This window comes from Stenotrophomonas sp. YJH_SMC_32 (assembly GCF_059369975.1).
In genome coordinates this window covers 60,505-72,799 of the sequence record NZ_JCAFTE010000013.1, presented here as the reverse complement: position 1 = coordinate 72,799, position 12,295 = coordinate 60,505, and the positions used below count along the sequence as shown (strand labels likewise).

9 protein-coding genes are annotated in these 12,295 nt (G+C 68.6%); 4 read left to right on the top strand and 5 right to left on the bottom strand.

Annotation, left to right across the window (positions count from 1 at the left end; genetic code table 11):
* Positions 1-371: 371 nt before the first annotated feature.
* Positions 372-779, top strand: coding sequence for a YciI family protein (locus AC5P7S_RS14510; protein ID WP_005415088.1), 408 nt, complete (start codon positions 372-374; stop codon positions 777-779).
* On the opposite strand, the gene AC5P7S_RS14505 is transcribed toward AC5P7S_RS14510, so the two are convergent.
* Positions 757-2,838 carry an NHL repeat-containing protein gene (locus tag AC5P7S_RS14505; protein ID WP_095379423.1) on the bottom strand — a complete coding sequence of 694 codons (2,082 nt, stop codon included), beginning with the start codon at positions 2,836-2,838 and terminating at the stop codon, positions 757-759. The two genes, AC5P7S_RS14510 and AC5P7S_RS14505, sit on opposite strands and share 23 nt — an antisense overlap.
* Positions 2,839-3,005: 167 nt before the next feature.
* Here AC5P7S_RS14505 and AC5P7S_RS14500 point away from each other — a divergent pair, with 167 nt between their 5' ends.
* Positions 3,006-4,526 (top strand): tetratricopeptide repeat protein, encoded by a 1,521-nt coding sequence (locus AC5P7S_RS14500; RefSeq protein WP_095379420.1) that lies wholly within the window; start codon positions 3,006-3,008, stop codon positions 4,524-4,526.
* Between the two features lie 7 nt (positions 4,527-4,533).
* On the opposite strand, the gene AC5P7S_RS14495 is transcribed toward AC5P7S_RS14500, so the two are convergent.
* Both AC5P7S_RS14495 and cycA read right to left on the bottom strand, forming a co-directional pair.
* Entirely contained in the window at positions 4,534-5,310 is a 777-nt protein-coding gene (locus AC5P7S_RS14495) for a lytic transglycosylase domain-containing protein (RefSeq protein ID WP_005415084.1), read from the bottom strand.
* Positions 5,311-5,521: 211 nt separating this feature from the next.
* Positions 5,522-6,895, bottom strand: coding sequence for a D-serine/D-alanine/glycine transporter (cycA, locus tag AC5P7S_RS14490; protein ID WP_262232977.1), 1,374 nt, complete (start codon positions 6,893-6,895; stop codon positions 5,522-5,524).
* Positions 6,896-7,123: 228 nt separating this feature from the next.
* On the opposite strand from cycA, the gene AC5P7S_RS14485 reads away from it, so the two are divergent.
* On the top strand, positions 7,124-8,740 hold the full coding sequence (locus AC5P7S_RS14485) for an EAL domain-containing protein (protein WP_095379414.1): 1,617 nt from the start codon (positions 7,124-7,126) through the stop codon (positions 8,738-8,740).
* 67 nt (positions 8,741-8,807) lie between these two features.
* Here AC5P7S_RS14485 and AC5P7S_RS14480 read toward each other — a convergent pair whose 3' ends face one another.
* Both AC5P7S_RS14480 and AC5P7S_RS14475 read right to left on the bottom strand, forming a co-directional pair.
* A complete protein-coding gene (locus tag AC5P7S_RS14480; RefSeq protein ID WP_005415081.1) occupies positions 8,808-9,992 on the bottom strand; it encodes an MFS transporter in 1,185 nt (394 codons plus the stop codon).
* The gene (locus AC5P7S_RS14475) at positions 9,989-11,167 is read right to left on the bottom strand and encodes a serine hydrolase domain-containing protein (RefSeq protein ID WP_095379412.1); all 1,179 of its coding nucleotides are present in this window, start codon (positions 11,165-11,167) and stop codon (positions 9,989-9,991) included. The genes AC5P7S_RS14480 and AC5P7S_RS14475 overlap by 4 nt, the downstream gene beginning before the upstream one ends.
* A 227-nt stretch (positions 11,168-11,394) precedes the next feature.
* Here AC5P7S_RS14475 and AC5P7S_RS14470 point away from each other — a divergent pair, with 227 nt between their 5' ends.
* Positions 11,395-12,294 (top strand): LysR family transcriptional regulator, encoded by a 900-nt coding sequence (locus tag AC5P7S_RS14470; RefSeq protein ID WP_032953875.1) that lies wholly within the window; start codon positions 11,395-11,397, stop codon positions 12,292-12,294.
* Position 12,295 lies beyond the last annotated feature (1 nt).

Here is a 12,295-nt window from a genome sequence, read left to right as displayed (position 1 = left end):
TGCTTACATCCACGGCTTCTACAATCCAGCCCGGCTACACTCGGCGCTGGGCTACCACTCGCCTAACAACTACGCCCGGCAGCTCCGGGCTGCCGCCTGAAACGGCTTCATGGCGTCCGTTTTCAGGGGGCCAGATCAGTCCGCGGCATGGATGCCGCGGCTAAGCCCCCACGGATGGGTTTACGGCGTCCCCCGACCCGCCTACCCACCCGGCCCACCCTCAGCAAACCCGCTTTCAGCGACCAACCCCACCCCACCACGGAGGGGCTCCGCCGTTCGCCGATCTCCGCCGAAGGCGCGCTTCTGCGCTGCAACATGCCCGTGCGCAATCCTGCGCGATCATGGACCCCCGCCCCCGCCAGGACCATGCCATGCAGCAGTACCTGCTTCTGATCTACATCGAGCCTGCCCTGCTGCAGGCCCTGCCCACCGAAGAATTCAACGCGCTGATGCGCGACTGCCTGGCCCATGCCGACAAGCTGCAGGCCGAAGGCGCGCTGCTGGCCGCACAGAAGCTGCAGCCGGTCGATACCGCACAGACCCTGCGCGTGCGCGATGGACACAGCCGCGTGCTCGATGGCCCGTTTGCCGAAACCCGCGAGCTGCTGGCCGGCTTCAACCTGATCGTGGCGCGCGACCGCGACGACGCCATGCGCATCGCCCGCGACTTCCCGTGGGCACGCTTCGGCAGCATCGAAGTGCGGCCGCTGGAAGACATGGACGCCGAGCGCGAACGCTGCGGCGCCCCGGCTGCGGCTATGGCAGCAGCCGTACTCTGATCTCGCGCGGGCCGACGCCTTCGTTGCCGCTGTAGTCGCGCACGCTGGCACGCACGATGTACTCGCCCGGCGGCAACGCCGCCGGCTGCCAGCGTCCGGTTTCCATCAGGCCATCACGCACGGTGTTGGTGGCCAGGTAGCGGAACCGGGTCACCGCGCTGCCATGCACGGTGATGCCGCTGTCCGGTGCGTAGGCCACGCGCACCGCTTCCCGCTGCGGCGGCATGCGGTTGAACACGATGTTCCAGCGCGGCTGCTCGTAGCCCTGCAGCGGTTGTCCCGTAGCATCGAGGATCTGGTAACCCACCTGGTACATGCCCAGGCGGCGTCGTGGCAGATTGTTGTCGACCTGGTCCCAGGCCTCCACCACGATCTGCACGCCACGCCCCTGCCGCGCGACCACTACCACGCCATCGCTGCCTGCGGCCATCGGCTGGTCGTTGTCGTCCAGCAGTGCGACATCAGTGATGCGCGGTGCGAAGTGATCGGCGTAGTTATGGAAGCCAAGCGCCACCGCATTGGTCTCGAAACCACCGGTACCCACCGCCAGGTGCACGTGCGCCTGGTTGTTGATGCTGCCCAGGCGGTCACCCACATGGATGCGCATGCCACGCCGCACGCGCATCCGCTGCAGCTTGCCCTGCTCGTCGTACAACGCCTGCCAGCGCGCGTCGAACGGCACATCGCGCGGGGTGCGGCCGACGCGCATGTGGATGTACTTGAGGCGGTCCACCGCCAGGCCCTCGGCCTGCTCGCCCAGGTTCCAGGCTGCCACCGGACTGCTGATCTTGCCTTCGGCAATCGCCAGCACGGTCTGGCCCACATCACCGCGCACGTCGAAGCCGCCATGCAGGTGGTGGCGGCTCTCACCGCTGAAGTTGCCGCGCACTTCACCCAGGGTGCCGACCACTTCGTGCCAGCCGTCCTGCGGTGCGAGCGGCCAACGGCCGCCCGTCTTCGGCAGCGCGGCGTCGGCGGCCGGGCCGACCCGTGCCGGCGCCGGCAGTTCGCCCACCGGCAGCGGACGCAGGCGATGCAGGCGGTAGCCTGCGGCGTCGGCCACCAGCACGCTGCCATCGGCATCCAGCGCCAACCCGCTCGGGCGGGCCAGGCGCGGCAGGCGGCCATTGCCGACCAGCGCGATCTGGTGGCCCTGCGGCGTCACCTGCACGATGCGGCCATCCAGATCACCCACGTACAGCACGCCGTCGTGGGTGGTGGCCAGCGACAGCGGCCCATTGATCACGCCACCGGCGGCGACCACGGTGCTGACCGTGCCATCGGTCCCCACCCGGCGCACGGCGTTGTTGAACAGATCGGCCACCAGCAACGCACCCTGCGCGTCGAAGGCCAGCGCCACCGGCGTATCGAAACGCGCAGCGGCGCCCACGCCATCGGCAAAGCCCGGCCGATCACCACCGGCCAGGGTACGCACGCTGCCATCAGTACCGATCACCCGGATGCGGTCATTGAACGTGTCCGCCACGTAGACCTGGCCCTGCGCGTCCACCGCAACGCCCATCGGTGCATCGAAGCGGGCCTGCATGGCAGGGCCATCGGCGAAGCCCTGTTCACCACCGGCCAGCGTGGTCACCTGGCCATCGGTGCCGATGCGGCGGATCGCATGGTTGCCCGTGTCGGCCACGTACAGGTTGCCCTGCGCATCGCCGGCAATGCCCGAAGGCGTATTGAAGCTGGCCTGCAGCGCAGGGCCATCGACACGGCCCTCGCCCTGCCCGGCCACGGTTTCAACGCGGCCATCGGGCAGGCGGCGGCGGATCCGGTTGTTGTCACCGGCATCGGTGAAATAGATACTGCCATCGGTGCCGCGCAGCAGTGCATACGGGTCGGCGAAGCGCGCCTGCGCGGACGCACCGTCGCGGTCGCCGGGGTGACCATCGCCGGCCAGCGGCTCGATCTGCGCGGTCCAGGCCAGCGGCGTGGGCACGGGGCCGGCAGGGCCGGCCAGCGTTTTCAGCGGGGTATCCCACCAGGTTGCAGCCAAGCCCACCGCCGTTGCCAACGCCACCCCTGCCGCCATCCATTGCCACCGTGCCATCGTGTTGCGCTGCCTCTGCCTGCTGCTTGAAGAGGCACCGACAATAGACGCTGCGCGTGCGATCCGCCACGGCCGATCATGCGGCTGAACACCAGGATTCGCTTCGTCGTGCTTGTCCTCGCTGGCCGTAGCAGGTTCAATGCGGTTCCCACGGATGGAGATTCTCCATGCCCCGCGTTCTCCCCCTCACCGCCCTGCTGCTGGCCGCATTGGCCAGCGCGCCCGCCTCCGCTTCGATCACGGTGGCCCCGCAGAAGCCTTCGGCCACCGCCGATGCAGTACACGCGGCGTACGCCACGCGTTGGGATGAGGCCATCCAGCAGGCACGCGACGGCAACACGCTGGGTGCGCTGATCAGCATGGAGCGGCTGATGGAAGATCCGTTGCTGGACGACTTCGATGCCGAGCATCGCGGCCGCGCCTCGCAGGTCGCCGGCTGGACCGCGCTGATGCAGAAGAAGCCGGACCAGGCCCGCCGCTACCTGCAGCGGGCGCAGGAGGCCCTGCCGGAGGATGCACAGATCCTGCTCACCCAGGTGTCGGTGGAACTGTCGGACAACCAGCCGGCCGCAGCCACCACTTTCCTGGTGAAGGCACTGCAGCACGCCGACGCACCGCTGCCGATCGATCACCACGCCATCAACTACCTGCAGTACCGCCTGCGTGAGCAGCCGCAGAAGCGCATGGACCTGCTGCAGGCGCTGTTTGACAACGGCTGGAAGAGTGGCGGCCTGGAACCCACCGGGCTGTGGCTGGCGCTGGCCACGCTGCAGGCCGACAACGGCCGTGGCGACAGCATTCCGGCCACGCTGGCGCGGATCGACAGCCCGGCCGAGATCATCCGCCTGCGCAGCGACAAGCGCTTTGATCGCTATGTCGATCGCGGTGACGCGCGTTTCGATCCGGTGCAGGCGGCACAGCGCCACCTCGATGAACTGCGTGTTTCCGGCCTGCTCGACCGCGCACTGGACGCGCGCATGGCCGAGTTCAGCACCACCTTGCTGATGCTGGACCGCAACGAGGAAGTGCTGTCGTTGACCGAGGGCATGGCCGGTGCCGCCAGCAACGGCGAATCGCCTGCCGCCGCGGAGGCGGAATGGGTGGCCTGGCTGCTCAACAGCCGGCTCACCGCACTGCGCCGGCTGGGCCGCACCGATGAGGCACTGGCCACGGCGAAGCAGGCCGCCCGCATCGGCGCGCTCGGCCCGGATGGTATCGAGCACCAGATGAATGTCGGCTTCGTGTTCAGTTCGCTGGGGCGCATGCAGGACGCTGCGCAGGCCGTGAATGACATGCCGGGCCTCGCCGGTTACGGCAAGGCCGCACAGGCGCTGCTGCAGTTCGCCGCGGCCCGCGAGCGCGGCGATGCCAAGGCGCGCGATGCAGCACGCGCGGTGATCCTGGCCCAGCGCGACGATGCCCGCCTGTTCCATCGCGAAATGCTGCTGGAGGAAGGCGACCTGGACGGTGCCGCTGCCGTGCTGATCGAACAGCTGCGCTCGCCGGTTGAACGCGGTGAAACCCTGGCCAGCCTGCAGGACATGCGCACCTATCCGTCATTGCCGGGCGATGTGCGCATCGATGCCGCGTGGCGTGCACTCAAGCAGCGTGCCGACGTGCAGGCGGAGGTGGCACGCGTCGGCCGCATCGAGCGCTACGACCTGGTCAGCACTTCCACCTCGCGCTGAGTCCCTGCTAGCGGGCTGGCACTTCGGTGCGGATGCCCATCGCTTCGCGGTAGCGCGCGTACAGCGCCATCACCTTGTCCACATAGGCCAGGGTTTCGGCGTAGGGCGGCACGCCCTTGTAGCGGGTGACCGCACCGATGCCCGCGTTGTAGGCAGCCGCCGCCAACGGGCGATCGCCGTTGTAACGGCGCAGCAGCGCGCGCATGTAGCGTGCGCCGCCCTCGATCGACTGCTGTGGCGAGAACGGATCGCGCACGCCATATTCCTGTGCGGTCTCCGGCATCAACTGCATCACGCCCTGTGCGCCCTTGGTCGAGACCGCCAGCGGATCGAAATTGCTTTCGGCATGGGCGATCGCGCGCAGCCAGGCATCATCGACGCCGGTGGCTTTGGCCGCGGCCTTGAACTGCCTGGCGTGCTGCGCGAGCTGCGGCTTGCCGACCTTGCCCAGGCCCTCGTGCGCCGGCTCGCCCGGCGGCGTGGCCACGGTGAACTTCAGGAATACCCGCGAGCCGGGCAGGTTGCGGGTGGAATAGACCAGCACGCCGTCCTGCTCGCGCTCGTACAGCACACCACTGAACACGCCCATGTTGCCCCACAGGTTCGGGGCCTGGATGGCGTTGTCGTCGATCTCCTTCGGCGTGCACCGCGATCCCGGCTCCGGTGCGGTGGCCAGGCTGACGGTGTTGCCCTGCACGCAGCGGTAGACCGTGCGCGCGGCAGCCATCCCGGGCCACAGGATGGGCAGCAGCACCAGTGCAAGCAGGAGAGGTCGATGGGACATGGCGGCCGGATGATCCGGCCACGCCCGCGAATGTTGGGTGAATGGGGGCCGGCAGGGCTACGCCCTGCACCCGCGGTAGTGCCGGCCGCTGGCCGGCAACCTCAACGGCAACGGCAGCGGCCGATTTCCTGCGGCTGACAGTAGATCCACGCCATGCGTGGATGAAACTCTCTGGAGACGATGGATCAATCGATGGAACGGAGACGTTGGATCACTTCGCGGCCCTCCGGCGCACCCAATACCCCGCGCCCAGCAGCACGAACCACACTGGGCTGGCGATCAGCGCCTGGCGGGTGTCGCCCTGCAGGCTCAGCAGCACCAGCACGGCGGCGAAGAACACCAGGCAGGCCCAGCACATGGCAACGCCGCCGGGCATCTTGAAGATCGAGGCAGCGTGGCGCTCCGGGTAGCGGCGGCGATAGGCCATGTAGGCCACCAGGATCAGCGACCAGACGAAGATGAACAGCACCGTGGCCAGCGTCGTCACCAGGGTGAAGGCGGTCACCAGGTTCGGAATCAGGTAGATCAGCAGCGTGCCGCCCAGCAGGCACAGGCACGAGAACAGCAGGCCTCGGGCGGGCACGGCAGCGCGTGACAACTTCGACAGCCCGCGCGGGGCGTGCCCCTCTTCGGCCAGGCCGTACAGCATGCGGCTGGTGGAGAAGATGCCACTGTTGGCCGAGGACGTGGCCGAGGTCAGCACCACGAAATTGATCAGGCTGGCGGCGGCGGGAATGCCGGCCAGCACGAACAGCTGCACGAACGGGCTCTTGTCCGGCACCACCTGGCGCCACGGGGTGACCGCCATGATCGCGATCAGCGCCAGCACATAGAAGATGATGATGCGCACCGGGATCGAGTTGATTGCCTTGGGCAGGTTGCGCTCGGGATCGGCAGTTTCGGCGGCGGTGGTGCCGACCAGCTCGATGCCGACGAAGGCGAACACCGCAATCTGGAACCCGGCGAAGAAGCCGACCAGGCCCATCGGGAACATGCCGCCGTCATTCCACAGGTTCGACAGCGACGCGGTGTGGCCGCTGGGTGAGGTGAAGCCCCACGCCACCAGCCCGGCGCCGGTGATGATCAGCGCACAGATCGCCACGATCTTGATCAGCGCGAACCAGAATTCCATTTCACCGAACAGCTTCACCGTCACCAGGTTCAACGCCAGCAGCAGCATCACGCAGCCCAGCGCCGGTTTCCAGGCCTCAAGCCCGGGGAACCAGAACTGTGCGTAGGCGGCAATCGCGATCACGTCGGCAATCGCGGTGACGATCCAGCAGAACCAGTAGGTCCATCCACAGAAGAACCCGGCCCACGGGCCGAGCAGGTCGGTGGAGAAGTCGATGAAGGATTTGTACTGCAGGTTGGACAGCAGCAGCTCGCCCATCGCACGCATCACGAAGAACAGCATCGCGCCGATGATCAGGTAGACGAAGACGATGGACGGGCCGGCCAGGCTGATGGTCTTGCCCGAGCCCATGAACAGGCCGGTGCCGATGGCACCGCCGATGGCGATCAGTTGCAGGTGGCGGTTGGACAGGCTGCGGCGCAGGTGCTCGGGGGGCGTGGCGGGCTCGGTCATGGGCGCGGGAAGGGGCGGGCGAAGCGTTCGACGGTAGTCCTCCGCGGCGCCGAGCGCCAGCGCCAGACGGCCCCATTGCGTCAAAGCAGGCCGCTTTCACCACAATGTGACCGAATACCGTATTGATCCCATTCCGCCCGGCCCGGTGCCATGCTCAGATAGCCGCACCTGCCCAAGGACCGGCCCGACCATGCGCCCTGCCCCGCCCGCCCTGCTGGAGCCCCGGCCATGAGCCGCCTGCGCGTCATCATCGGCGGTACCGCACTGGCCCTGCTGGCCGCTGCGGTGCCGATCGCGGTCATGGCCTACGCCACCTGGGACCGCGCGGTCAGCGTCGAACAGCAGCGCCTGCGCGACATCGCCGATCGCACCCTGCGCCGCTCCGACCTGTCCTACCAGGAGGCGCTGGCGGCGCTGAAATCCGCCGAAGCCGGTGCCTACGTGTCCTGCAGCCCCGAGCACATCCGGCGCATGCAGACCCTGGTAATGACCACCCCATCGATTGACCAGATGGGCTACTTCGAAGGAGGCAAGCTGCGCTGCACCTCCTGGGGGCCGTTCCTGTCGGATGTGGATCAGCCCAGGCCGGACCACGTCACCAGCGACGGCGCCGGCATCGCAGTGGACGTGCGCCCGGAAATCAGCGGGCGACGCCAGGTGCTGGCGATCCTGTATGGGTCCTACGACGCTCTGGTGGACCCACGCCGCTTCGTCGATGTCATCGCCGACCCGAATGTGCGGCTGGCACTGGCCAGCCCCGATGGACGCCTGCTGGCCAAACAGCCCGGCCTGGATCCGGACCTGCTGCAGGCACTGCTGCGCGACCCGGGCGAAGGCCTGGACCACACCACGCTGTTCGCTACCGCGCGCAACGAGGAATGGCTGGCCGTCGCCACTACACCGCGCACCGCGCTTGCCGCCGCCTTCCGCCAACAGGCCTGGCTGTACGTGCCGGCGGGCCTGCTGCTGGCCGCCGCCGGGGCCGGCCTGGTGATCTGGCTGTCGCGGCGGCGCCTTTCCCTGCGCGGCGAACTGGCCACCGCCATCCGTCGCCGCGAGCTGTACCTGCATTACCAGCCGATCATCGAACTGGACACCGGCATCTGCGTCGGCGCCGAGGCGCTGGTGCGCTGGCAACGCCCGGATGGCACCCAGGTGCGCCCTGACCTGTTCATTCCACTGGCCGAAGAGGCCGGCATGATCGCCGACGTCACCGACCTGGTGATCGAGAACGTGGTGCGCGACATGCGCGAGCTGCTGGTCGCCGACCGCAGCGCGCACATCGCGATCAACCTCGCCGCCGAAGACATCAGCAGCGGTCGCGCCCTGAAGATGATCTCCCGGCACATGGCCGGCAGCGGCATCCTGCCGCAGCAGATCTGGATGGAGGCCACCGAACGTGGCTTCCTCGATCTGGACCGCGCGCGCACCATGCTCGCCGCCGCCCGCCGCGCCGGCCACAGCGTGGCCATCGACGATTTCGGGGTCGGCTTCTCCAGCCTGCAATACCTGCAGCAGCTGCCACTGGATGCGCTGAAGATCGACAAATCATTCATCGATGCGATCGGCACCGAAAGCGCCACCAGCCCGGTCACGCCGCATATCATCGACATGGCCAAGGAGCTGGGCCTGTGGGTGGTGGCCGAGGGCGTGGAAACCGAAGCGCAGCTGGCCTACCTGCACAGCCGGCATGTGGAATTCGGGCAGGGCTGGCTGTTCTCGCGGCCGCTGCCGCGCGATGAGTTCGTCGCCTTCCATCAGAAGCGGCGGCAGCAGTACGGCGCTGCACGCGAACACATGCAGAACCCGCGCAGCGTGCCGATCGAGCAGGCACCGCTGGATTAGCAAGGCAAAAGCAAGGCCCACGGTAGTGCCGGCCGCTCGCCGGCACCGCGTCATCACTGATCAATAGCTACGCCCACGCCTTCGGCCGTGCCAGCAACCACGCGGCGGTCACCGCCAGCAACAGCAACGGCAGCCATCCCAGCTGGCGTGGGCCGCTGGCCTGCAGCAGCACGCCGCCTGCCACGCCGCCGGCCGCAATGGCCAGGTTCCAGCCGGTCACCAGCATCGATTGCGCCAGGTCCGCAGCGGCCCCGGCGCGCCGTGCCAAGGCGGTCTGGAACAGGGTCGGCACGGCGCCGAACGCCACGCCCCACAGGATCGTCGCCAGCAGCAGTGCGCTCGCCACGCCAGGCCACACCAGCAAGGCCAGCACCGGAACGATGAAACCGATCACCGCCGCCCACACCAGCGCATGCAGGTAGCGATCCACGCCCCAGCCGGCCATCGCGATGCCAGCAATCGCCGCCATGCCGAAAGCAAGCAGCAGCCGGTCCAGCCACGCACCGGCACCCGCGTCGACGGCCAGCGGCTCGATGTAGGTGTACAGCACGTTGTGCGCCAGCACGTACAGCGCCATCACCAGCAGCGCACTGCGTACACCGGGCAGGCGCCACACGGTCGCCAGCGAAGTGCGTTGCCCGGCCCCAGCGGCCGGCAGCGCAGGCAACGCCCAGCGCGCGTAGGCCAGCAGCAGCAGACCCAGCACGCTCATCAACGCGAACGCCCAGCGCCAGCCGATCTGCTGGCCAAGCAGCGTTCCGGCCGGCACCCCCAGCGACAGCGCCAGCGGCGAACCGACCATCGCCACTGCGATGGCCCGTCCCTGCAGCGACGGCACCACCATGCGTGCGGCGTAGCCAGCCACCAGCGACCACAGCAATCCACCGCTCACACCGGCCAGGAAGCGCGCAGCCAGGATCAGCGCGTAACTGCTGCTCAACGCGGTCAGCGTATTGACCACCACGAAGCCGGCGATGGCCGCCAGCAGCAGCGGACGCCGTGGCAGGCGCTGGGTCAGCGCGGTCATCGGCAGTGCGGCCATCACCGAACCCAGCGCATACACGCTCACCAGCTGGCCGACCGCCGCATCACTCACGCCCAGGCTTTCGCCCATCGGCCGCAGCACACCCGCCGGCAGGGTCTCGGTCAACAGGGTGATGAAGCCGCCACCGGCCAAGGCAAGCAGGCCCGCCCACGGCAGGCGCGTGGCCTCGCCGGCCGGACTGGCGGCATCGATGGCATGGCCGCTCATCGCGTAGTCTCCAGGTCGGCATAGACCGCGTCGCGCAGTGCATCGACAAAAACGCCATCCATCCCTTCGTACAGGGTGTTGGTCAGCGCCACCACGCTCAGCCCACGCGACGGGTCGACAAACCAGCTGTGCCCGTAGGCACCGCCCCAGCGCCAGCTGCCTTCGCGCTGTGGTGTGCCGCTGGCGGCGGCATCGCGCAGTACCGCAAAGCCCAGCCCGAAGCCCCAGCCGGCCGGTTCCGGCGGCCCCTGTTCGCCCACCTGCGGGCTGGCCATCTCTGCCGCCAGCGCGGGCGGCAGCAGGCCAGAGCGTTGCACGTCGCGCAAAGCCTCCAGCACCGCCATCACCTCATCGGCGGTACCGACCAGGCCGGCGCCGGCCGAAGCGAACCGACTGGCGTCGGTGGCACGCGCGGGACTGAACTCGATGCCCAGCGTTCCCTCGAAAGGTGCGACCACCTCGCCTTCCTGCAGGCGATGCGGTTGCGGCGTGTCGCTCACATACGGCGTGGCCAGCCGCTCTGCATCGCGCGTAACGAATGCGGTGTCGCGCAGGCGCAACGGGGCAGCCAGCAGACGCTGGAACAGCGCCTGCAGCGTTTCACCGGTCGCGGCTTCGGCCACCGCACCGGCCACGTCCACGCCCAACGAGTAAAGCCACTGGCTGCCCGGTGCGAACAGCAGTGGCACCTGCGCGATGCGGCGCACGTTCTCGGCCAGGGTCAACGGGTTGGCGTCCATGCCATCGCTGACGCCAGCGCGCGCGTAGGGTCCCTCCGCATCCGCCTCCAGGAAGCGATAGCCCAGTCCGCTGCTGTGGCTGAGCAGCTGGCGCAGGCTGATAGGCGGCGTGCTGCCATCGGCCAGCGCCGGGCGGAATTCCGGCAGCCAGCGCTGCACCGGCGCGTCGAGGTCGAGCACGCCTTCAGCCACCAGGCGCAGGATCACCGTGGCCAGCAACGGCTTGCTGACCGATGCCAGCCGGAACAGCTGATCGCGCTGCATCGGCCTGGCCGACTCGCGATCGGCCAGCCCGCTCGCGCTGGCATGGCGCAGCACGCCGTGCTCGCGCACCAGCACCACCGCACCAACCAGGCGCAACGGATGGACCTGCTGCAGCAGCCGCTGCACCGAAGGCAGCGTCGGCGCAGGTTCAAGGGAAAGAGCGGCATTCATCATGGTGATCCGTGGGGAGAGGCCCGCCACGTTAGGCAGCGCGCGGCGCTGCAAAAAGCCGGTTGCCGCTCCGGGCATCATGGACCGTGCAGTCCGCAATCGGCATCATGCCCGGAACTGCAACGCCGCAAGGCCTGCCCGAGGCCCCGCACCACAGTGTTGCGATGGCCGCGCCGCGTGCCGCGATCACCCACCCCTACCCTGCCGTTTTCATTGCCGGTACGCCCATGTCAGTCCTGGACAACCTCGCCAATCTGCAGACCTTCGTCCACGCCGCCGACACCCGCAGCTTCGTCGAGACCGGGCGCCTGCAGGGCATCTCCGCATCGGCCGCCGGCAAGTGCGTTGCGCGGCTGGAGCACGCACTGGGCGTGCGCCTGTTCCACCGCAGCACGCGCAGCATCACCCTCACCGCCGAGGGCCAGCTGTTCCTGGCGCGCTGCCGGCGCATCCTCGACGAACGCGATGCCGCGCGCACCGAACTGGCGCAACCGCACGCTGCACCGAGCGGCACGCTGCGGATCAGCCTGCCACTGGTAGGCGACCTCACCCTGCCGTTGATGGCCGAATTCATGGCCGCGTATCCGGACATCCGCCTCGACCTGGATTTCAGCGACCGGCTGGTCGATGTCATCGAGGAAGGTTTCGATGCGGTGCTGCGCGTTGGCGAACCCAGCGACTCGCGGATGAACGCACGCCGGCTGGGGGTATTCCCGCGGCGTGTCGTCGCCTCGCCGGGCTACCTGCAGCGTCGCGGCGTTCCACGCACGCCGGCCGACCTGCTGCAGCACACGTTGCTGCACTACCGCTTCCCCAGCACCGGCAAGCTGGAGCCGTGGCCGATCCACTGGCCCGACCACGAAACACCGCAGGAGCTGCCGGTGCACATGGTGGCCAACACCATCGAGGCGCGGGTGGCGCTGGCGCTGCGCGATACCGGCCTGGCCTTCGTGCCGGTGCACTCGGTACGCGATGCGCTGGCCGACGGCCGCCTGGTCACCGTGCTGGAGGATCATGTGCACTCCTGCGGCACCTTCCACCTGCTGTGGCCGTCGGGCCGACACGTATTGCCGAAGCTGCGGGTGTTCATCGACTTCGTCGGCGCCCGCCTGGACACCGTGCCGTAGC